The following is a 22,103-nucleotide window of genomic DNA, read 5'->3' as shown; positions in this document are numbered from 1 at the left end:
AGCATAGGGAGCATAGCTTGTCGGCATGGCGGGAGCGGCGCAAGCGAATATCCCCTGGACACACTCTCCCCCTACAGCGTCTCAGGAGGGCTGTGCATATTTTTGAACAGAGGGGTTGCTTATCCTCCGGCTCAGTGGCGAGATAGGCATCCAAACAAAACCACTTCAGGGGTCCTTGTATGCCACTCGCTACGTTGGTTCACCGTGCCAGTTTGCCAAGTCCACAGATCAGCGCCGAGCAAGCGCTGGTGCTGTTGCGCTTGAATTACGGACTCAGTGGCGACCTGCGACCCCTTGGCAGCAACCAGGACCTCAACTACCGCGTTGACAGCGAGCGCGGGCGCTTTGTGTTGAAAATTTGCCACGGCGACTACGCTGTCCCGGAAATACAGGCCCAACACGCAGCCCTCAAACAGTTGGCCGGACACGACGCGGTGAAAGTCCCGCGGGTGATTTGTGCCAGCAACGGGCAGGACCTGCTGACATTGGACGTCGACGGCCAAGCGATTCACATGCGCCTGCTGGAGTACATCGACGGCCAGTCCCTTACGCAACTCAAGCACCTGACACCCGAGCTTGTAACGGGTCTGGGCCGCCTGTGCGCGGAAATGGACCTGGCCCTGGCGACATTCGACCACCCGGGCCTGGAGCGCACCCTGCAATGGGACGCGCGCTATGCCCCGGCCTTGGTTGAGTACCTGTTGCCGGTCATCGAAGATGAACAACGGCGCCATCTGGTCGCCGAGGTCGCGCAACAGGCCGAGCGGCGCTTGCAACCGCTCAAGGCCAGCTTGCCGGTGCAGGCGATCCACATGGACATCACCGATGACAACGTGGTCTGGCAGCGCGATGCCCAGCGCCAGTGGCAATTGCAGGGCGTCATCGATTTCGGCGACCTGGTCCGTACCTGGCGCATCACTGACTTGTCGGTGACGTGCGCGGCCCTGCTGCATCACGCCGACGGCGATCCGTTCTTCATCTTGCCGGCGATCAAGGCCTACCACGCGGTCAACCCCTTGCAGCACCAGGAGCTGTTGGCGCTATGGCCACTGATCGTGGCGCGCGCCGCGGTGCTGGTGCTCAGCGGTGAACAGCAGGTTTCCATCGACCCGGACAACCAGTACAGCCGCGACAACCTGGCCCATGAGTGGGAGATTTTCCGAGTGGCTCACTCGGTGCCTTTCGAACTGATGGAAGCGGCGATTCTCACCGCCGTCGGCCACAGCCTGCCGGCCATTGCCAGCGAGGGCTTTGCGCCGCTGTTGCCGACCCTGGTGGGGCGTGAGTTCGCCCTGATCGACCTGGGTGTGCTGAGCCCGCATTTCGAGGCCGGCAATTGGGAGCAGCCGGGGATCGACCAGCGCCTGCTGGACGAAGCCGCCGGGCTTCACGGCCTGGCCGCCAGCCGCTACGGGCAGTACCGTTTGTCGCGCACCCGGCCGGACAGCGCCGTGGAACCCGACACTTATCCGTTGCACGTGGCGTTGAGTGTGCCCCAGGGCACGCCGCTCGAATCGCCGTTCGCCGGGGTTGTGCACAAGGCCGCCGACGGCATGTTGCAACTGGACAGCGCGCAGCTGAGCGTGCGCGTGTGGGGCGTGACGTCGCCGTTGCATTCCGGGGCGGCGCTGGTCAAGGGGCAGGTGCTGGGTGAAGTGACGGGGCCGTTGCAGGTCCAGTTGTGCCGGGGCGCCCAGGTGAATCCGCCGCTGTTCTGCACGCCCTCCAGGGCCGCGGCCTGGCAGGCGCTTTGCCCTTCGCCGGCGGTGCTACTGGGGCTGGCCTGCGATGCCGAGCCGGAGGTTGATCCCGAGGCACTGCTGGCCCGCCGCGATGCGAGCTTCGCCCGTTCGCAGAAACATTATTACGTCGATCCGCCGCGCATCGAGCGTGGCTGGCGCAACCACCTGATCGACATGCAGGGCCGCTCGTATCTGGACATGCTCAACAACGTCGCCGTGCTGGGCCACGGCCATCCCCGCATGGCGGCGGTGGCTGCCCGGCAATGGTCGCTGCTCAATACCAACTCGCGTTTCCACTACGCGGCGATCGCCGAATTCTCCGAGCGTCTGCTGGCGCTGTCGCCGTCGAACATGGACCGGGTGTTCCTGGTCAACAGCGGCACCGAGGCCAATGACCTGGCGATCCGCCTGGCCTGGGCCTACAGCGGCGGACGGGACATGCTCAGTGTGCTGGAGGCCTATCACGGCTGGTCGGTGGCCGCCGATGCGGTGTCGACGTCCATCGCCGATAACCCCCAGGCCCTGAGCAGCCGCCCGGACTGGGTGCACCCGGTGACCGCCCCGAACACCTACCGTGGCGAGTTCCGCGGTCCCGACAGTGCGCCGGACTACGTGCGCAGTGTCGAGCACAACCTGGCGAAAATTGCCGAGAGCAAGCGTCAGCTCGCCGGCTTCATCTGCGAACCGGTGTACGGCAACGCCGGTGGGATCGCACTGCCGCCCGGTTACCTGAAGCAGGTCTATGCGATGGTGCGCGAGCGCGGTGGGGTCTGTATCGCCGACGAGGTGCAGGTCGGTTACGGGCGCATGGGCGAGTTTTTCTGGGGCTTCGAAGAGCAAGGCGTGGTGCCGGACATCATCACCATGGCCAAGGGCATGGGCAACGGCCAGCCGCTGGGTGCGGTCATCACCCGCCGGGAAATCGCCGAGGCGCTGGAAGCCGAGGGGTACTTCTTCTCCTCGGCCGGTGGCAGCCCGGTCAGTTGCCAGATCGGCATGGCGGTGCTGGATGTCATGGAAGAAGACAACCTCTGGGAAAACGCACGGGTGGTTGGCGGGCACTTCAAGGCTCGACTGGAGGCTTTGATCGACCAGTATCCATTGGTCGGTGCGGTGCATGGTTCCGGGTTCTACCTGGGCGTGGAACTGATCCGTGATCGCGAGACCCTGGAGCCGGCCACTGAAGAAACCATGGCGCTGTGCAATCGCCTGCGGGAGTTGGGGATCTTCATGCAACCGACTGGCGATTATCTGAACATCCTCAAGATCAAGCCGCCGATGGTGACCACGCGTCAGAGTGTGGATTTCTTTGTCGATATGCTGGCGAAGGTATTGGACGAGGGGCTGTAATCGATCTGGAACGCCACGCTGTTCTCCTGTGGGAGCGAGCTTGCTCGCGATGACGGTGTCCAAGCCAATATTAATGTGGCTGAACGACCGCTATCGCGAGCGAGCTCGCTCCCACAGGGTTTGGCGCACCTTTTTAAATCGATTTTTGTCGGTGTTTTCAGCTTTTTTTTGATGGTGCTAAGTTTTTGTGGCTTTATTAGTCGATATTTATCGTTTATAAAGTTGCCACTGCCCATCGCCCAGGAGATGACCCATGACAACGTTGCACAGCACTCCGCGCGCGGATGGTTTCCACATGCCTGCCGAATGGGCGACCCAGACCCAGGTCTGGATGATCTGGCCCGAGCGTCCGGACAACTGGCGCCTGGGCGGCAAGCCCGCGCAGGCCGCCCACGTGGCGGTCGCCAAGGCCATCGCCCGTTTTGAACCGGTGACCGTGGCGGTGTCCGCGGCCCAGTACGAAAATGCCCGGGCGCGCCTCGACGTGCCGAATATCCGCCTGGTGGAAATGTCCAGCGACGATGCCTGGGTCCGCGATACCGGCCCTACGTTCGTGATCAATGACAGCGGGGAAGTGCGCGGTGTCGATTGGGATTTCAACGCCTGGGGCGGTTTTGACGGCGGCCTGTATGCGCCCTGGAACCGTGATTCGCAAGTGGCCAGCAAGGTCCTCGAGATCGAACGCAGCCCGCGTTATCGCACCGAAGGTTTTGTGCTCGAGGGCGGGTCGATCCATGTGGATGGCGAAGGCACCGTGATCACCACCGAGGAATGCCTGCTCAACCGCAATCGCAACCCGCACATGAGTCGTGAGCAGATCGAGGCGGTGCTCAGCGCGCAATTGGCGGTGGACAAGGTCATCTGGCTGCCGGACGGTCTGTTCAATGACGAAACCGACGGCCATGTGGATAACTTCTGCTGCTACGTGCGTCCGGGCGAAGTCCTGCTTGCCTGGACCGACGACCCGCAAAACCCGAACTACACCCGCTGCCATGCGGCGATGGATGTGCTGCAAAACAGCACTGACGCCAAGGGGCGCCCGTTCACAGTGCACAAAATGCCGATTCCGGGGCCGATGTATGCCACCGAAGAGGAATGCGCGGGCGTGGATGCGGTGGAAGGTTCCCAGGAGCGCAACCCAACCGTGCGACTGGCCGGCTCCTATGTGAACTTCCTGATCGTCAACGGCGGCATCATCGCGCCCAGCTTTGACGACCCGCTGGACGCGCCGGCCAGGGACATCCTGCAGAACCTGTTCCCGCAGCACGAAGTGGTCATGGTGCCCGGGCGCGAACTGTTACTGGGCGGCGGGAACATTCATTGCCTTACCCAACAGCAACCCGCGCCGTACGTAAAATGAGTGGCGATGTAACAGGCTGCTGATAGCGCCTGCGCCGGCCCCGGGGCGGCGATTTTGGATCCATCCCGGCAAGCCCGCGGCCCGATTGGGCCGTGGGTTTTTTTGTATCTGTTCATGGGTGGGCGTGGATACATTGGCATAGCTCTTGTATCGGATCCGCGGCAGTTCCGGGGAATGGAGCTGAGTTGTTTTGTCATAAACCTTGGATAAATTAGCCGCTCATCAACCAGGAGAGGGCGCTGGAATGAATATGACAAGCGAGCGCACATGCCATCCCTTGGCCGTCAATGGTGAGTCGCTTCAAGCCTTGGCGCAGTGGTTGAAGTCCAACGGAACGCGTCAGATCAGAGAACCTGATCCGCGCCGGATGATCGTTGAGCGTTACCCCGCTGGCCTGTTCAGCGAGGCTGAGTTGGAAGCGTTGTGGGATGTGATGCAAGGATAGAATTCGACGGATTGATAAAAAGCGCTGGCCGGGATGGCAGCGCTTTTTTTGTGCCCGCGGGTTTTCGAGTTCACACAAAAATCCCTGTGGGAGCGAGCTTGCTCGCGATAGCGGTGGATCGATAACACGACTGTTGACTGACACACTGCCATCGCGAGCAAGCTCGCTCCCACAGGGGGGCTGGGCAAGCCCGAGGCCTTCGCCCAATGGCTCAAGCAAACCCCGCCGGAGCAGGCCTGCGCGCCCTCGGCGACTTGCGGTTTGGACGGCTGTTCGTTTTGATCGAATCTTAGATGTTTTTCGCCTAATTACAGACGATTCACGAAATTGACACACTGTTGAGGGCGCGACTAGGATTCGCCCTACGCCTGTGGCTGACAGCCATGACTCTTAAATAATAAAAAGGCCCGACACGATCAGACGTGGGCGGGCCTTTTCATTATTTTCAGGAGCAAGAGTCCGAAAAAGAGCGCAGAAAGCGCCATTTCGGCTGCTCGCCGCGGTGCGTATCAACCCGTACAAGGAAAATAATCATGTTGAACAAGCGCATTAGTTTGATCGCACTGGGGATCTTGAGCACGACACACGCCATGGCCAACGACCAGGCGGAGTCAAAGGGGTTCGTTGAAGACAGCAGCTTGAAAGTGCTGTTGCGCAACGCTTATATCAACCGCGACTACAAAGACGGCAACAAGGACAAGGCCGAATGGGGCCAGGCGGCCATCGGTACGTTCTCGTCCGGTTTCACCCAAGGCACGGTGGGCGTGGGTGTAGATGCCTTCGGCCTGTACGCATTGCGTCTGGACGGCGGCAAAGGTCGTAGCGGTGCGCAAGGCATCGATTTCTTCAAGCAAGGTGACAGCGGCAACGCGGCCGATGACCTGTCCAAGTTCGGTGCCGCGGTCAAGTTCCGCGTTTCCAACACCGTACTGGCCTACGGTGACCAGATGCCGGCCCTGCCGGTGCTGAGCTATGACAACTCGCGCCTGCTGCCGGAAAGCTACACCGGCACGCTGATTACCTCCAAGGAGATCAAGGGCCTGGAACTGAATGCCGGCCGCTTCACCGCCGAATCGCGCAAGAGCGCCGAAGGCCGCGACAGCGGTGGCCTGAAGTCGATCAACGTATTGGGCGGCAGCTACCAGTTCACCGAGCAGTTCAAGGCTTCGCTCTACGCCTCGGATGTCGAGGACGTATTGAAGAAGCAATACGTGAACGCCAACTACGTGTTCCCGCTGGCCAAGGATCAGTCCCTGACCCTGGACTTCAACGGTTATCGCACCAAGCTGGACAACAGCTACGTTCGCGAAAACAACGTCACCGGCGACGACAACAAGATCTGGAGCCTGGCCGCCACCTTCGCCACCGGCCCGCACAGCTTCACGCTCGCTCACCAGCGCAGCACCGGCGACAGCAACCTGGGCTACGCCTACGGCGGCTATCAGCGCGGGCAGAATCGGGTGGGTGACGGCGGCAACACGATCTACCTGGCCAACTCCTACTGGTCCGACTTCAACGCCGAGGATGAGCGCAGCTGGCAGTTGGGCTACGGCCTGGACTTCACCACCTTCGGCGTTCCGGGCCTGACCTACAACGTCGCTTATGTGCGTGGCGATAACATCACCACGTCCACCAGCGAAGGCGGTACCGAGCGCGAGATCTTCAACCAGTTCAAGTACGTGGTCCAGGGCGGCCCGGCCAAGGACCTGAGCGTCAGGTTGCGCAGCTCCGTGTTGCGGGTGTCGCAGAAGTCCAGCGAGTACAACGTCAGCGGCAATGAGCTGCGGGTGTTCGTGGATTACCCGATCAACGTCTTCTGATGCCTGAACGGGTCACGAGCTTGTAAAACCGTGGCGAGGGAGCGAGCTCCCTCGCCACAACTGATTCATGCCTGCCTGAAGTGAATAGCGTTGCGATGCCAAACTCGGATTCTTTTGGCTTTTTGCGCAAGAAAAGCCACTGAAACAGCCTGTTTTCCCGAGAAAAAGTCGTACTAATGCAACGTTGCCCTCCGTTTCAAGCGTCGCTTGAAATGCCTCAAATACTTTCTCATGGACGTAAATCCTGCACCTACTAGATTAGGCCGCTCAATGCAGTGGAGACCTATGAAAAATGATCGTTCTGAACAGGGAAGTGGGCGAAGCGCTGAGACGTGACAAATACGTCAACGTTCGCGGTGGGGACTTCAACCTCTACGGTCATTTCGGCGATTTTGTCCGGCTGACCAAAAGCTGGGAAAACATGGAGCCCGACAGTTACTACGGCCAGGCCGAGTCAGGCATGCGTTTTCGCCGCTACAGCGACTTCGAATACAACCCTACGACCCGAGAGCTCAAGCAGCTCGAACACCGGGCCTACGTTCAGTCCAAGGCCAACAACAGCTATGTCGGCGGACTGGAGCGTCACTTCCAGGACTTCTCCAACGAAGTGATCAATTCGCCGGTGATGCGCAGCCTGATCGACACGGACTTCGAGGTGTACAAGAACGTCCTGCCCCAGGACTTGCACGATGAAATCTGGCAGTGCCAGATCCATCAGATCCGCATCGAGATCAAGCCGGGCAAACAACTGGAAATCACCCCCGAAGGGATTCACTGCGACGGCTATCCGTTCAGCGGCGTGCACTTCTGGGGCCGCCAGAATGTGGCGGGTGCGGAGAGCCGTTTGTACAGCGCCCAGGAAGAACAACTGGCGGCGACGACCTACGAGGACATCCTCGACACCACGTTCTTCCTGGACCGCGACATGCGCCATTACGTGACCCCGGCGCGCAACACCCATAGCCATGACATGGCCTACCGGCAGATCCTGGCCATTTCCTTCTCGCGGCCCGGGACCGCTTTCGACATTGTTCGCTGAACGGCTCGAACCCATGGACGACCCGGTGCAGCAAGTCCTGTTGCGCCGGGCCATGGTCCGGGACGCCGAGCGACTGGAGCGGTTCTTTCGCGGTTTCGACGAAGTGTCGTTCTGCGAATGGCAGGACGCCCGATTCTTGCGCGGTGTGTTGTTGCAGGACACCACCACCGCATACCTGGCCATCGATGCGAGCGGTGACGTGGTGGGCGCGGTGATCGGTGGCATGCTCGGTACCCGTGGCACGATCAATCACTTGGCGGTCAGCCCGCAGCATCGCACCAAAGGCCTGGGCCAGCGCCTGGTCGAGGCCGCATCGGCTGACATGAAGCGGGTAGGCGTGCTGCGCATGTTCCTTTTCGTCGACGATGCTAATCTGGCCGGCAAGCGTTTCTGGGCCGCCCAGGGGTTCTGTGAGCCCCGGGGTGAAATCACCTTCGAGAGGGATTTATGAACAAGACTTCCAGCCAGCCGCTGGCGGTCGAACCACAAGCCTCGCGTACCTTTGCTGAAGCCAGTCCGGTGGTAGCGGGTTATTTCACGGTTTCGTTTGTGTTCGGTCTGATGGCGGTCAACGCCGGGCTGCCCCTGTGGTTGCCGGTGGCGATGTGCCTGTTCGTCTACGCGGGTGCTTCGCAATTCGCGGCGCTGGCGTTGATTTCCAGCGGTGCGTCACTGACCACCATCGTGCTCACCACGTTCCTGATCAATGCCCGGCACATGCTGATGTCGGTCTACATGGCCAAGGCCCTGCGTGCGCTGGGTCTCAGTCGTTTCGAACGCTGGTGCTACGCGGCAGGTTTGACGGACGAGTCATTCGCTTTCCACAGCGTCAAGCTCGGCAGCGGGGCGCCGGTGAGCGTGCGCTACCTGGTCGGTTTCAACCTGTTCTGCCATACGTCCTGGGTGCTCGGTGGCTTGCTGGGCGCGGTGTGCGCGCAATACGCGGCGCACCTCATCAAATACCAGCTCGACTATGCGCTGACCGCGATGATGCTCTATGTGCTGGTTTCGTTGTGCGACACCCGCAACAAACTGATCGCGGCCCTGGCCGCTGTCGTCTGCATGGGCGGGCTGAGCCTGCTGGGCAGCTCGCCGTTCAATGTCTTCATTGCCACGTTCGTTGGCTGCGGGGTGGGCGTATGCCTGACCAAACGTTCCTGATCCTGGTCGTGGTCCTGATGATGGCCGTGACCTTCCTGCCACGTGCCCTGCCGTTGCAGGTCAATACCGACCACTGGCCGCCCTTCGTCGCCCGTGCCCTGGAATACCTGCCAGTGGCGATCGTCGCTGCCATCAGCCTGACCCCGTTATTGATCAAGGACCAGCAGATACAACTCGACCGCCCTGAGTTTTATGCCGCGATTCCGACGCTGTTATGTGCGTATTTCAGCCGCAACCTGTTTCTCAGTGTGGCGCTGGGCACGGCGGCGTACATCGCGCTCGGTTCGTTCCTGTAGCGTCAGGTCCACCACATCGTGCAGCGCCTGGCCAGACAACTCCGGATTATTCACCGCCAGGCGGACCTCGAGGAAATCCTCGAAGTCCGGGAAAATCGCCAGGCCGTTGCGCAGCGCCGCCTCCCGGGACACCAGCCCCAGGCCATCGAGTTGTGTGATCAACGACAATGTCAGCGTCTCACTGCAGGAATACACCATGCGTTGGCTCGACCCGTATTCACCCAGGCCTGCGTCGAGAAAGCGCAGGAAGCTGCGGGAATACGGACACTCTTCTGCCGGACGCACCTGAAACTTGTCCCCGAGCAGGCCAAGGGAGTCGTCTTCGTCGCCACAATGGGCGCCAACCACCCGCACCTGCACATCCGGCATGGCAATGCTGGTAAAACCGCTCTGTTGCTGCCCAATCAGGATCGCCAGGTCAAAATCTTCGTTCCTGAGCTTGCTCAGGTTCTCCATCGACTCGGCGTAGCTGAACTCCAATTGATACTGGGGGAACACGGCGATCAATCGATCGATCATCCGTCGGTTGAACTCCGCCGGCAGGGTGGTATTGAGCGCCACCTTGAGCGTGCGCTGTCGCGGTGTCTTGAGTGCCGCGACTTTTTCTTCCAATTGCCGGGTGGCAATCAGCACTTGATCCATGAAGGGGGTCAGTTCCGAGCCCTGGCTCGTCAACGTCAGGCCCTTGTTCGAGCGCCGGAACAACCGGAAACCGAACTGTTCCTCGACCTTGTTCAACTGCGCCGCCAACGCCTGCACCGTGAGGCACGAATGCTCGGCCGCTGCCGACAACGAGCCGGTCTGCACGATACGCATGAGGTTGCGTAGGGTTCTGCTATCCATGAGGTAATGCCCTCTGCTTAAGTGGGCTCGCTATTGTTGTGCACCTGGGCCGGCCAAGTGGTCATGCCGGCTATCATCATGCACCTTGCCACGCTTGTCGCGATTTTGTGCCGAAAAGCGCCGGGAGGCGATGGTTGGAGCTTATGCGGGATTTGCGGATTTTGCCCAGTGGATGCTGGCCAAGACCCATTAGTGAGAACCTGGTTGCGTTTGTTGGCCTGGAAAGCCATGCCGAATGGGTTCATATAGAGTGTCGCTGGAGTCCACTTGCGAATAAAAACTTAAAAATAATCCATATGTGTACTATCCTCTAAGCACCACCCCGCTAAAAAGGAGCCAAAGCCATGGCGACTTCCTCCATCACCCTCAACGCGCAGCAACAATTGGACTCCCCGGATGCGGGTCGAGTCGCGTTGAAGTTTTTCTTCAACCTCATGGCGCTCTGGGGTTGCAGCGTCGAGCAGCAGCGCACCTTGTTGGGCAAGGTGGGCAACACGACCTTCTACAAATACAAACAGTTGCCGGAGAACGTGAGGCTGCCTCGCGATACGCTGGAGCGCATTTCCTACCTCATGGGTATCCACAAGGCGCTGAGCATTATCTTCAGCAATAGCCGGGACCGTGCCTATCAGTGGGTCAGCAGCCCGAATACCGCGGCACCGTTCAACGGCCAGTCGGCGCTGTCCTACATGTTGACCGGGCGGGTGGTGGATATCGCCGATGTGCGGCGATACCTCGACGGAGTGCGCGGTTAATGATGCCACCACTGGCGGACCCGCAATGGAAACGGGCCTATCGGATCGTCAACAGCAGCTTCCCTCCGATTTCGCTGTTTGAAGACGTACTCGACCCGGAAGACCTGCCCACGGCCTACGCCCTGGAAGCGCTGACCAACGATCGGCTGATGGAACAGGCCGGCGTGCTGTCCCGGGTCCGTCCCGAGGACCGTGTTTCCGGGCCCGGCTCCTCGCCGGTGATGGCGGCGTTTACCCACATTGGCAAAAGCAGCCGCTTCAGCGACGGCACCTTCGGTGTCTACTACGCCGCCAGCAGCCAGGAAGCCGCCATCGCCGAGACCTGCTACCACCAGGCGCGATTCCTCGGGGCGACCAATGAGCCAGACCTGGAGTTGACCATGCGCACCTACGTCAACAAGGTCGTCAAACCCCTGCACGACATTCGCCACGACTACCCTCACCTCCACAACCCAGACCCTACGGCCTACGGCCCATCCCAGGTGTTCGCCCGGCAACTGCGTGAAACCTTGTCCTGGGGGCTGCTGTACAACAGCGTCCGCCTGCCCGGCCACGAATGCGTGGCCGCGTTTCGCCCGCCGGCGGTTTCGATTCCGGTGCAAGGCAAGCATATTCGGTACGTCTGGAGTGCCCAGAAGCGGGAGATTTCGTTTGTGTTCGAGGTGAGCGAGGTTTGAAAAGGGCTGCCAGGCAGCCCAGCGGGAGCAAGCTCCCTCGCCACGGGTATCCGATCAAATCTTGAACTGCTGCACCGAAGCCTGCATCGATCCCGCCGCATCGTTCAATTGATCCGCCGTTTGCGTCAGGTTGTGAATCGAACGGGTGTTCTCGCGGGACTGCTCGGCAATCGACTCCACCCGCTGGGCCATTTCATCACTGGCTTTGGATTGCTCGGCAATGGTCTGGGAAATTTCCTCCACCACTTCGGCCGCATGCCGGGCGCCGGTGCGGATTTCGCTGATGGACACCCCGGCCTGCTGGGCCAGGTTGACGCCTTCGTCCACGCGGCTGACACACGCCTGCATGTTCGCCACCGCATCCCGTGCGCTGGACTGGATGCGCTCGATCATCGCGGTGATTTCCTGGGTGGACTGGGTGGTGCGCGCCGCCAGGTTGCGCACTTCGTCGGCCACCACCGCAAAACCACGGCCCGCCTCGCCGGCGCGGGCGGCTTCGATGGCGGCGTTGAGCGCCAGCAAATTGGTCTGTTCGGCGATGCTCTTGATCACCTGGATGATGGAATGAATGTCTTCGGACGAGGCGTCCAGCGCGGTGATCTTGCTGGAAGACTGGTTGACCACCTCGGCGATCCGGTTCATGCCTTCTACCACCCCGAGAATCACCTGACCGCCGCTGCTCGCCAATTGTTCGGACTGCGCCGAAATCGTCCGGGCGCTGTCGGCGTGCTGATGGATCTGGCTGATGTTCGCCATCATCTGCTCCATGCTCGCCGCCATGCTGGTCGCGCTCTGGGCCTGCTGGTCGGCACTGGAGACAATCTGCCGCGCCGTATCGCCCAGGTTCCGGGACGTGCCATGCAACTCATCGCTCTGGCCGCGGATCGTGGCGATCATCTGCCGCAGATTGGTCTGCATCTGCTCGATCACGCCTTGCAGCTGGCCCAGCTCATCCTTGCTTTGCGTGCCCATGGAGCGCTGCAGATCCCCTTGGGAAATCGCCTGGGTATTGAGGATGATCTTGTTCAGCGGTGTAAGCACCGCCTTGAGCAGGCTCCACGACAACAGCGCCAGCGCCACGCAAGTGGCCAGTAGTGTCGCGATCAGCCATCGCTCCGAGCTCTGAATGCTGCCGTCCTGATGCTCGCGGGATGACTGCGCCTGGTTCTCGATCAGTTCGCTCACTGCCTCGTTGCGCTCCTCCAACGCCGAAAACGCCCCGTCGAACTCCGCCCGCAACGCCTGGCCATCCTGGGCACCGCTCAGTGCCTTGCTGATTATTTGCTTGGCTTTATCAATGTAGGTCTCCACCTGTGGCTTGAGCTCGACAATCGCCTTGGCGACATCCCCCGGCAACTTCGCCTCGGCATTTTCGGCAATGACCTTGCGCATGCGCTGCGTATGCTCATCGAACGCCTCCAGCACCTCCTTCGTCCCCTGGGCATCCCCCGGCTTGACCAGCAGAGCGGCGAGCACGTCGGCACGAATGGCGTCGTGCATCATGTCCGCCTCCATGTGCTTGCGCATGGCGGAAATGCTGGTCTCGTTCTGCACCAGGGCCTCGGTCATGGAGTGATAGCCCCACAGCCCGATCCCGCCGAGCAGCAGCGCAAAGGAAAGACTGACCAACCCCGAGCCTATGACCTTGGTGCGGATCTTCATCGCTTACTGCTCCTGGAGCGGGGGAATTCTGGAAAAGTGTAGTCGAGCGCGAGCAGAGCCTTGCGGTATTCCATGCGCTTATCCGAGGCTATCGGCGGGGGATTTGATTAGATGAATACGTTGCAAACTGTTTGGACAGGGGCAGGGTGGCGGGAACACAGCCCATTCAGAAATCCCACAAACTCATTGCAGTCAGTCATTGTGTTCTGCCCCCAAATCCGTGGCGAGGGAGCTTGCTCCCGCTGGGCTGCGAAGCAGCCCTTCTTCAACCTTTCCTGTCATACGGAAGAAACCCAATGCTGCTCGACCCAGCGGGTAGCATTGGGCCTGCGGCCCTTAAGCAGGATTACTCCCCGGCGCCTCCAGCACCTTTACCACGTCGTCGATGACGGCCTTGCTCATATCCTGCAAATAACACGACGCCCAGGCATACCGATCCGTACCGCGAATCATCGCCGCGTCCTCGGCCAGGACCTTGGCAACGTGGAGCAGATCGGAAGCGTGGGACAGGGCTTCGCCAATGGGTATGCCGCTGTTGACGCGGAATAAAGGGCGGTCGGAGTGGTAGCAGAAGGGGGTTAGGCCTGGGGTTTTGAGGTCTTTGGGATGGGTCATTGCGCACCTCCATTTGCCAATTGGCGGCGGACGATGACTAGCAAAGCGATAAAGCGAGACTGCAGCAGATCCATGGCATGCATCGATAAACTCCCATATCAGATGAGAGCTGCCACGTTCGTTCTCAGGCGAATGGGTGGCAGCTGTGCGCAGGCTGAGAAACCGGAGATACAGGAACCCGGCAGACCCGAAGGTCTCCCACGCACAGCCGCCATTGCACGGAATGCGGACATAAAAAAACGCCGCAAAACGTGGTTCGGGCGCTGTAGCGCCTGCATCTTACTCGGGTTCTCAGGCCCGGTCGCTGAATTGGCAGCGACTGTTGAAGAGTAGTCAGCGATTGGAGGAGGGGCAATCGTGGCGCGATGCTGGCGAATCCAAAATTGCGTATCCAGATTTTACCTGGCTGGTAGCTTCTAACTGGCTGGAGTCCAGTGGTCTGAAACCTTCTTTTCATGGGGCACTGGCAAAGCGATTACAGAAAATCGTCGATATCCACTCGTCGCCACTGTCAGTCCTGACAGTGGCGAATTTATTGTGGATACATCCAAGCTAGGTTTGTCCAGTCTGGACGCAGTGTGGAAGAAGTCATCTGGCTCAAGGTGGTCTTCAGGATGAGGCAATTTATTCTTTCCGACATCTTGGCTTTTCCAGCCTCTTCCGCTCAGTCGCATGCAACGATTCCATTGATGGAAGGGCCTGGCATGGTCATTGATGGTGAAGTATTTAGAAGTGAATACGCGGATGTGAACGGCATTCGCATGCACTATCTGGTGAGCGGTAACGGTGAAAGACCGGTGCTTCTGATCCATGGCTTTCCGGGAAGCTGGAGGAACTGGGAGGCTGTGATGGGGCGCTTGGTGCGCGCTGGCTACACCCCTGTCGTTCCTGATTATCGTGGCGCCGGAGAAACGGATATTTCAGCCAGTGGTTATGACAAGAAGAACATGGCGCTGGATCTGCATGAGCTGATTAAAAAACTGCAGATGAATCGGGTTGATGTTGTGGGGCACGACATGGGTTTGATTGTCGCCTATGCCTACGGCGCACTTTATCCATACGAAACCAAACGCATCGTCTTGATGGACGGCTTTATCCCGGGCATTCCAGGGTGGGAGATTCCTTTTAATGGCAATCCCGCAACCGGTATCTCGAGCAAGTGGCATTTTCGCTTCTTTGGAAGCACCGCCGAAAAAATGATCAAGGGTAAAGAAAAGATTTACCTGGACATGTTTTTCGATGAGTTCGTTTACCCAGGAAATCCCAAGGTAACGCAAGAGGTGCGTGAGGCCTTGTTGAACGACTATTCCCGGTCAGGGCGCATGGGCGCAGCTTTCAAGCTTTATTCGGCCTGGATAGAGCATGACGCAAATGACAACCAAGCGTTCGCTGAAAATAAACTGACCCTCCCGGTGCTCACCATTGGCGGGGATCACTCAAGAGGCAAGACGTTGGCCGAGCAAGTGCAGCACATTACCTCGCAACCCCATTCCTTGATCTTGCAAAATACTGGGCATTGGGTGCTTGAGGAAAAAGCGGAGGCTACCAGTCAAGCGATCCTGGATTTCTTGCGAAATTAAGGAATGCATAGGTCTTGGCGAGTTACTCAGTTTTGGGGTGTTCGAATTCGATGCGCGGGCGTTAAAGGAATGGCATAAATTGGGGGATACCGTGCGCCAGCAGCTCAAGAAGAAGCTAGCCACGATTCTGCTCAAGCCGCGTATTGAGGCCAACCGTCTGATGCCTTGCCCGACTGCTACAAGATTAAACTGCGCAGCAGCGGTTATCGGCTGGTTTATCAAGTGATTGACCAGGAGGTCATGGTGTTTGTGGTGGCCGTCGATAAGCGCGAGCGTGAGCCGGTTTATCGCAAAGCGGCTGAGCGGTTAAGTTAGCGAGTACGCAACGTATAAGTGAAAAACCCAAAAGCTGCCGTGGCGACAGGCAGCAGAGGGCTGATTCTGTTGAAAAAGTCGGCCATGGTTTGCGCATCAGAAAAGCACGCATCCGAGATTGAGTTTTTTCTTTTGGCAGAGGCTTCCAGACTCGGGTTTCATGTAGCAGCGTGCAAAAAGCGTTTTAACAGTCAATGATCAGGCCGTTTGGGCTGAGCGACTTTTTCAACAGAGTCGGCTAAAAGCGGCCCTTCAACTGCACGGCGACTACGCAAGCTCACAGCGGCAGCGGCCGATCCTGGACAACCCGTTTCATCACCAGCGTCGAGGTCAGCCGCTGAACATTGGGCAATGTTGAAAGGCTCTCGTCATACAGTCGCTGAAAGGCCGGCAGGTCCTGGGCGATGACGTGCAGCAAATAATCCGGCTCGCCAAACAATCTTTGCGCATCAACCACCTGGGGGATCTCAATGAGCGCCGCTTCGAACGCCTCTACCGCTTGCCTGTCGCCCTCTCGCAGGGTGGCGAATACCATGGCGGAAAAGTTCAGGCCGAGCGCGGCGGGGTCCAGTTGCGCCCGATAGCCGAGCAATACACCGGACTCTTCCAATGCTCGCACTCGACGATGACAAGGTGAAAGGCTCAGGCCGACCCGTTCAGCCAGTTCAGTGACCGAAAGGCGACCATCCTTTTGCAATTCGGCAAGAATATTTCGATCAATTCTGTCCACGCAGTAAAACCTTCCAATACGTAGTGTCGTCACGACAATCTTTGAAAGAATATTCTAGCCGACTTTCATTATTCTTCCTTCAGCCATAAACGACCGAGCCCTTCCAAAGAGGCGCGATCCTGGATTGATGGGAAGCGATGATGACAAGAACAACGTTGTATCAACCGGCGTGGGTGACGCCATGACCTTCAGTGTGTTCGCCGCGTTCTGGGCCGTGTCGATTCTGTTCGTCATCACCCCGGGTGCAGATTGGGCCTACGCGATATCCGCAGGCTTGAAGCATCGCGTTGTTATTCCTGCCGTGGGTGGACTGTTATCCGGCCACTTGATCGCCACGATGATCGTCGCGGCCGGTGTTGGCACGTTGATAGCCAATCACCCGCTGGCATTGTCCGTGCTGACGGTGGCCGGCGCGGGTTACCTGCTTTGGTTGGGGGCCAATATGCTTGCTCGCCCTTCCACACCGCACGCCGATGCAAGCCAAACGACCGACTCATGGGCGCGATGGGCGCTAAAGGGACTTTGCGTGAGCGGGCTGAATCCGAAAGTGTTTCTGCTGTTTCTGGCGCTCCTGCCGCAATTCACCGACACCACCGCGCCGTGGCCTGTGCCCATGCAGATGATTGCACTCGGGCTGATCCACACCATCAGCTGTGGAGTGATCTATCTGCTGGTCGGATTTGGCTCACAAGTCGTACTTCGAGCACGCCCTGCCGCTGCGCATCTGGTCAGCCGTTTGTCCGGAGTGATCATGATCATCATCGCGCTAGTGCTTTTGATCGAGCAGTTACATGCCTAACCCATCCTGTCAGCGAGACGTCCCGATGAGCGAGCAAACTTCACCCTACGACCGTTCCCCCCAGACAAAACCTGCGACACGAATCCGGATCCCGCACCTCAAACAGATGAAAGTGGAAGGTCGCAAGTGGGCGATGTTGACGGCGTATGACATGTACAGCGCCGCCATCTTCGAGGATGCCGGCATACCTGTCCTGCTGGTGGGCGACTCCGCCTCTAACAATGTCTACGGCAACGAATCAACGCTTTCGGTCACCGTCGACGAACTTATCCCTCTGGTGCGAGCAGTCAACCGCTCGACACAGCGGGCACTGGTGATTGCCGACCTGCCTTTCGGCTCTTATCAGGCCTCACCGGAACAGTGCCTGCATACCGCCGTTCGATTCATGAAGGAAGCCGGTGCCCATGCCGTCAAACTGGAAGGCGGGATCGAGTTGCTGCCACACATCGAAAAGCTCACTCGCTCGGGCATCCCCGTCATGGCGCACATCGGCTTCACACCACAGATGGAACATCAACTGGGCGGCTATCGTGTGCAGGGCCGAGGTGACGATGCACAGCGCTTGATAGACAGCGCCAAAGCATTGGAAGCCGCCGGTGCCTTCGCGGTTTTGATCGAGATGGTACCCGGTGAAGTTGGAGCCGCGATCACCCACGCTATTTCCATACCTACCGTCGGGATCGGTGCCGGAAACCAATGTGATGCTCAGGTACTGGTTTGGCAGGACATGGCCGGTTTGCGTCAGGGGCGTCTGCCGCGATTCGTCAAACAGTACGCCGACCTCCGTTCCGTACTTCAAACAGCGGCAAGAGATTTTGCACTGGATGTGGAAGCCGGGACATTTCCTGGTCCCGAGCACACTTTTTAACGAGCGCCCCGCCGCTACCAGGAAGCCTTTATGAAAAGCCCGAGAGAACGTGCCGCCGAAGGACTCAACGTAGGAGACCGCTTCACCATTGTCCGCTGTTTTTCGCGAGACGATATCCATCAATTCGCGCAGATCTCTCGGGACTACAACCCGGTCCACTGCGATGCGCATTACGCACAGTTGCGCCGGTTCAAGGCACCGATTGCTCATGGCCTGCTAACGGCAAGTCTGATTACCGAGATCGGCGGGCAGATCGGTTGGTTGGCCACCGGCATGAGTTTGGAGTTCAAGCGTCCCGTGTACCCAGAGGAACAGATGACCTGCCATTGGCTCATCGTTGACATCGATGAACGCGGTCATGCGAAAGCCGAGGTCAGGGTACTCAACGAAGAGGGCGTCACTGTGCTGCAGGCGATAACAACGGGCGTGCTACCCGGTGCCCAGGAGCGTGAATGCTTGAAGCGTATGCTTGCTGAGGGAGATCCTACCAACGGTGCGCGGTGAGGATGAGAGTCAAACATCCATCCCGGCACGATGATTCTCATTGATCCCGATACCGGCACTCAATCGCTGCTGGTTAACGGCGACGGCTGTTTTCTGATCTTTGTTTGGTGGTTGAACGGCCAGGGTTTTCCTAAGCGATGAGTGAGTCGCTCCTACAGGTTTTTAGGGGGTGGAGGAAAAGTGAGCACCTAGAAACAACAAAGCCCTCGCATTTCTGCGAGGGCTTTGTTTTGTATGGTGCGGCACCAAGAGTCGAACGGTAGCATAACTAACTATATTTATTGGTAATTTATAATTTGTGTATGTGGCGCTATCCCTAAAACTATCCTGATACCACCGCCCATTCGGACATCCAAACGTAGGTGTGGGGCTGGTTGCATCGCATTGCGCCGGTCTCCTACGACCTTGTGACGCTGAATCCTGCCAATAGGCCAGCCACTTTCAGCCATTTCGATCTATAGAAACAACATCTCATTTAGCTGCATAAGCAATACAACTCATTAATTTTTATGGATTTTATTCAAATTCTTAGGGGCGGTTCGGGAGAGCCTAGACTGCTTACGGTAGGAGCTCTCCATCGTGGCTTTGGTGCGTATTTTTTTGACAGACGGTACGTGAAGAACTGATAATTTAGGGGGATGAGCAGGGGATATGTGTGATGATAGAGGGCTTTGTAGATGCTGGTAAGCTTTGCAGGCAAGGGTTGGCTGCTCAATCTAGCATCGGGGCTGAGAGGCTAATGACAAATCATGACATATACTCAAAGGAGTCTCTTTCCGAGGTGAATTATGATTACCGTCCATCGCTTGCTTCGACTGTTGAAGTATGACACATAAATTGTTTGACAGTATCGCAATGTGGCCGGCAGCCACAGACGACCCTGATACCATCTACTACTGGATTAACTCAGTAGTAAATGATGAGGTCATGTCTCTTATTTTACAATCCAAAGCTTTTAAAAGGCTGTACGACATATCTTTTCTTGGTGCGCTAGATTACACATATCCAGGCACTGAAAAAATTTCGAAAAAAAATAGAAGTCGTGCTGAACACTCTTTGCATGTGGCGGCACTTGCTGCCTATGTTGCAGAAAAGCGCAATTATGCACCTGAATTAAAGAGACATTTAATAATTGCAGCGCTTTTACACGATGTAGGACACGCGCCACTCTCACATAGCGCTGAGCCACTAATAAAAAAGAAAATAGGATACGGGCACCACGAAGCGGGCGAGCAGATAATCGATGGCAAGCAACAGCTTGGCAAAGATCTTAGCCTGAACCTTAAAAAATACTGCGACTTGAGCTTTATTCATTCATTGTTGAATATGAAAGCTTCCCGTGAAGATGGTGGTGATCTTTTTTATAGTCCTATAAATATAGATACTATTGACGGGATTACTCGTTCGCATACTTATTTTACTGGGTTTTCTTCAGCTCATTCAACGCTAGCTATTGCGCGTGCTTCGTTTATCAGTACTCCGTCGAAAGATCACAGAATTCTAGACGACTTCTGGATGATGAAAGAACGGGTTTACTCAGGCTTGATTAATGATGAAATTGGCCTTGTATCCGACAAGACGAGCGAGATTTTCTTTCTGGAGTCGTCAGTTTGCTTGAGTGAAGGCGACCTGTATAAAAGCGAGAAAAGTTGGCAGCAGACACATAAGCCTTTATTCGCTCGCTTGAACAACATCTTGAAAAATAAATCTGCGCCAAGTTGGTTCTCAAACGCTCAAGTAAGCTTTGTTCATAGAAAGTATTTTGTGTTGCCTGATCGAGATGATAATACTCGCTATGGGTGCAAGAAAGAGAAGAAGATCAAAAATTTTGATATAAAAGTCGAGCCTGATAACAGGCAGCACTCAATGAAGTTAAATGGAATTATCAATGAGTATTGAACGGTTTTCGGAATTTAAGTCCATAGATGCAGCGTATAAGCACTCTGCAGATGTGATTAATTCTTTGAGGAAGGATCTTGATTCGGCACTTTCAGGAAGCGACTTCAAAGATAGGTTGACTATAGTTACAACTGGCTCCTTTGGTCGAGGTGAGGCGTCGGAAGAGTCAGATCTTGATCTGTTCATATTCTTTGATTCTGATAAGTCTGAAGATAGCTTGTATGAGGAAAAGCAATCCATTCAGCGTGTGGTCGATAACTATATAAAAAAGTCTGCCGGGGATACTGGGACTTTCGGCTCGGAAGCAGTCGTGAATTTTAGTGAGATGTTACAGAATCTTGGTGGGGACAAAGATCTTAACGTTTTGCTGACTCGGCGAATGTTGTTCTTGCTTGAAGGTAAGTGGTTGTACGGGGAAGAGCGATTTAAATCGTACCGAACAGATCTATTAAATAAGTATATCAAGGCGGGAGACCCGGAAAAGCAAATATCCCGTTTTCTCCTCAATGATATAATTCGTTATTATAGAACGATTGCTACTGATTTCGAATTTAAAGTTTCTGAGAATAGTAAGTCGTGGGGGCTTCGGAACGTTAAGCTTCGTTTTTCTCGCAAGCTTCTATATTTCGGTGGTGTGATCTCCGTGGCCGAGACAGCTTTTGTTGAGCAGGCAAATAAAAATCAATTGATCGCAGATATTTTGGATAAAGCTGTACTTGAGCGGGTTCAAGATTTAGGCACAAATAATGCTCATACTCCTGAGATTCTTAATATATACCAAGATTTCTTAGCGACAATTGGATGCCCCAAAAACAGAGAGATCTTGGAGGCGGTGACAAAGGGTAATCGTACGGATTCCAAATTATTCTTACAGATGCGAGAAAAAAGCAAAGAATTCTCTAAGGTCTTGGATAAATGGCTAAAAATACAGTATCCGGATGGTGAGAGTGGCCCTCACCCGATTCATAATGCTTTAATTTTTTAATACAGAGTGCCAGCTGTGATGTTGTACGTTCGACATGGTCAAACGGATTACAATAGTAGTAATTTATGGATGGGGAGCATTGACTCCCCTCTTAATAAAGAAGGTTGTATTCAAGCTGAAAATTTGGCTGCGGAGCTTTCAGATATTCCTATAGATAAGATCTATAGCAGTCCTTTGATTAGAGCATGCGAAACTGCTAAATTTGTAGCTGGGAAGCAAAAAAAATCACCTGAGATTGTAATTTTGCCTGGTTTGAGGGAGCGCTGTTTTGGGGAGCTAGAAGGAACAGTCAAAGATGAGTTGAATAGAAAAAATTTAGCTCTTTACGCTGGTGTTGAGAGTGAAGGGGCGTTTGCTAGGCGTATTGAATATTCTATGTCATCTATTGACAAAAAAGGCCTCATCTTGATTGTGTCTCACTCGGCCGTATTTCGCTGTCTCATAGAAAAACTTGGCTATTCGACCACTCCATCGCTGGAGAAAATTATGAACTGTCAGGTCGTGCAGTTGAATATTTAAAGTTGATGGAGTTAACTCCTTAGTGTTAGTGCGTTCTATTGATTTCTGATAATGACAGTATTCGCTACTGGCAGTGGTTCAAATAGCTAACCTCGGGTTAAATACTGTTTGTAAATATTTATATCTTTCATAAGCTGAT

At 56.4% G+C, this 22,103-nt stretch carries 21 protein-coding genes and 1 pseudogene; 18 read left to right on the top strand and 4 right to left on the bottom strand.

The genetic code is table 11. The features are described 5' to 3' along the window. Window positions 1-179 precede the first annotated feature (179 nt). The 8 genes from AO356_RS10050 (at window position 180) to AO356_RS10015 (ending at window position 9,213) form a co-directional block, all read left to right on the top strand. Entirely contained in the window at window positions 180-3,092 is a 2,913-nt protein-coding gene (locus AO356_RS10050) for an aminotransferase (protein WP_060739647.1), read from the top strand. A 253-nt stretch (window positions 3,093-3,345) separates the two neighbouring features. Next, the gene (gene aguA, locus AO356_RS10045) at window positions 3,346-4,452 is read left to right on the top strand and encodes an agmatine deiminase (protein ID WP_060739646.1); all 1,107 of its coding nucleotides are present in this window, start codon (window positions 3,346-3,348) and stop codon (window positions 4,450-4,452) included. A gap of 244 nt (window positions 4,453-4,696) precedes the next feature. Beyond that, window positions 4,697-4,897 (top strand): hypothetical protein, encoded by a 201-nt coding sequence (locus AO356_RS10040; protein WP_057449186.1) that lies wholly within the window; start codon window positions 4,697-4,699, stop codon window positions 4,895-4,897. A 533-nt stretch (window positions 4,898-5,430) separates the two neighbouring features. After that, on the top strand, window positions 5,431-6,717 hold the full coding sequence (locus AO356_RS10035; protein ID WP_060739645.1) for an OprD family porin: 1,287 nt from the start codon (window positions 5,431-5,433) through the stop codon (window positions 6,715-6,717). A 292-nt stretch (window positions 6,718-7,009) separates the two neighbouring features. After that, the gene (locus tag AO356_RS10030) at window positions 7,010-7,756 is read left to right on the top strand and encodes a 2OG-Fe dioxygenase family protein (RefSeq protein WP_060739644.1); all 747 of its coding nucleotides are present in this window, start codon (window positions 7,010-7,012) and stop codon (window positions 7,754-7,756) included. A gap of 13 nt (window positions 7,757-7,769) precedes the next feature. Continuing rightward, window positions 7,770-8,207, top strand: coding sequence for a GNAT family N-acetyltransferase (locus tag AO356_RS10025; RefSeq protein WP_170842317.1), 438 nt, complete (start codon window positions 7,770-7,772; stop codon window positions 8,205-8,207). Further along, the gene (locus tag AO356_RS10020) at window positions 8,204-8,917 is read left to right on the top strand and encodes an AzlC family ABC transporter permease (RefSeq protein WP_053117411.1); all 714 of its coding nucleotides are present in this window, start codon (window positions 8,204-8,206) and stop codon (window positions 8,915-8,917) included. The genes AO356_RS10025 and AO356_RS10020 overlap by 4 nt, the downstream gene beginning before the upstream one ends. Beyond that, a complete protein-coding gene (locus tag AO356_RS10015) occupies window positions 8,896-9,213 on the top strand; it encodes an AzlD domain-containing protein (protein ID WP_060739643.1) in 318 nt (105 codons plus the stop codon). Before AO356_RS10020 ends, AO356_RS10015 begins: the two co-directional genes overlap by 22 nt. Here AO356_RS10015 and AO356_RS10010 read toward each other — a convergent pair. Further along, the gene (locus tag AO356_RS10010) at window positions 9,130-10,056 is read right to left on the bottom strand and encodes a LysR family transcriptional regulator (protein WP_060739642.1); all 927 of its coding nucleotides are present in this window, start codon (window positions 10,054-10,056) and stop codon (window positions 9,130-9,132) included. The genes AO356_RS10015 and AO356_RS10010 overlap by 84 nt on opposite strands. 344 nt (window positions 10,057-10,400) lie before the next feature. Here AO356_RS10010 and AO356_RS10005 point away from each other — a divergent pair, with 344 nt between their 5' ends. Next, a complete protein-coding gene (locus AO356_RS10005; RefSeq protein WP_060739641.1) occupies window positions 10,401-10,811 on the top strand; it encodes an MbcA/ParS/Xre antitoxin family protein in 411 nt (136 codons plus the stop codon). Next, window positions 10,811-11,488 carry an RES family NAD+ phosphorylase gene (locus AO356_RS10000; RefSeq protein WP_060739640.1) on the top strand — a complete coding sequence of 226 codons (678 nt, stop codon included), beginning with the start codon at window positions 10,811-10,813 and terminating at the stop codon, window positions 11,486-11,488. The genes AO356_RS10005 and AO356_RS10000 overlap by 1 nt, the downstream gene beginning before the upstream one ends. A 54-nt stretch (window positions 11,489-11,542) precedes the next feature. On the opposite strand, the gene AO356_RS09995 is transcribed toward AO356_RS10000, so the two are convergent. Continuing rightward, window positions 11,543-13,150: a methyl-accepting chemotaxis protein gene (locus AO356_RS09995; RefSeq protein WP_060739639.1), complete on the bottom strand. Its 1,608-nt coding sequence runs from the start codon at window positions 13,148-13,150 to the stop codon at window positions 11,543-11,545. A 336-nt stretch (window positions 13,151-13,486) separates the two neighbouring features. Beyond that, window positions 13,487-13,765 (bottom strand): DUF3077 domain-containing protein, encoded by a 279-nt coding sequence (locus AO356_RS09990; protein ID WP_060739638.1) that lies wholly within the window; start codon window positions 13,763-13,765, stop codon window positions 13,487-13,489. A gap of 578 nt (window positions 13,766-14,343) precedes the next feature. On the opposite strand from AO356_RS09990, the gene AO356_RS09985 reads away from it, so the two are divergent. Both AO356_RS09985 and AO356_RS09980 read left to right on the top strand, forming a co-directional pair. Next, window positions 14,344-15,345 (top strand): alpha/beta fold hydrolase, encoded by a 1,002-nt coding sequence (locus AO356_RS09985; RefSeq protein WP_237140810.1) that lies wholly within the window; start codon window positions 14,344-14,346, stop codon window positions 15,343-15,345. 37 nt (window positions 15,346-15,382) lie between these two features. Then, a pseudogene (locus AO356_RS09980) lies at window positions 15,383-15,660 on the top strand (type II toxin-antitoxin system RelE family toxin). Window positions 15,661-15,937: 277 nt separating this feature from the next. Here the strand turns inward: AO356_RS09980 and AO356_RS09975 are convergent. Further along, window positions 15,938-16,390 carry an Lrp/AsnC family transcriptional regulator gene (locus AO356_RS09975; protein ID WP_060739637.1) on the bottom strand — a complete coding sequence of 151 codons (453 nt, stop codon included), beginning with the start codon at window positions 16,388-16,390 and terminating at the stop codon, window positions 15,938-15,940. 181 nt (window positions 16,391-16,571) lie between these two features. Here AO356_RS09975 and AO356_RS09970 point away from each other — a divergent pair, with 181 nt between their 5' ends. From AO356_RS09970 to AO356_RS30795, 6 genes are all read left to right on the top strand, one after another. Then, window positions 16,572-17,189, top strand: a complete 618-nt coding sequence (locus AO356_RS09970; protein ID WP_060743092.1) for a LysE family translocator — start codon at window positions 16,572-16,574, stop codon at window positions 17,187-17,189. 25 nt (window positions 17,190-17,214) lie between these two features. Further along, complete coding sequence (panB, locus tag AO356_RS09965; protein WP_060739636.1) at window positions 17,215-18,057, top strand: 3-methyl-2-oxobutanoate hydroxymethyltransferase; 843 nt, start codon at window positions 17,215-17,217, stop codon at window positions 18,055-18,057. Between the two features lie 30 nt (window positions 18,058-18,087). Continuing rightward, window positions 18,088-18,561, top strand: coding sequence for a MaoC family dehydratase (locus AO356_RS09960; protein WP_060739635.1), 474 nt, complete (start codon window positions 18,088-18,090; stop codon window positions 18,559-18,561). A gap of 927 nt (window positions 18,562-19,488) precedes the next feature. Beyond that, on the top strand, window positions 19,489-20,460 hold the full coding sequence (locus AO356_RS30800) for an HD domain-containing protein (RefSeq protein ID WP_160320214.1): 972 nt from the start codon (window positions 19,489-19,491) through the stop codon (window positions 20,458-20,460). Then, a complete protein-coding gene (locus tag AO356_RS09950; RefSeq protein ID WP_060739633.1) occupies window positions 20,450-21,445 on the top strand; it encodes a nucleotidyltransferase domain-containing protein in 996 nt (331 codons plus the stop codon). The genes AO356_RS30800 and AO356_RS09950 overlap by 11 nt, the downstream gene beginning before the upstream one ends. An 18-nt stretch (window positions 21,446-21,463) precedes the next feature. Beyond that, a complete protein-coding gene (locus tag AO356_RS30795) occupies window positions 21,464-21,964 on the top strand; it encodes a histidine phosphatase family protein (protein ID WP_081015340.1) in 501 nt (166 codons plus the stop codon). Window positions 21,965-22,103: the final 139 nt, after the last annotated feature.

The sequence above is a fragment of the Pseudomonas fluorescens genome (assembly GCF_001307275.1).
GTDB lineage: Bacteria > Pseudomonadota > Gammaproteobacteria > Pseudomonadales > Pseudomonadaceae > Aquipseudomonas > Aquipseudomonas fluorescens_AA.
Note: the sequence above shows the minus strand (reverse complement) of the source record. Positions and strands in the feature narration are given on the sequence as shown.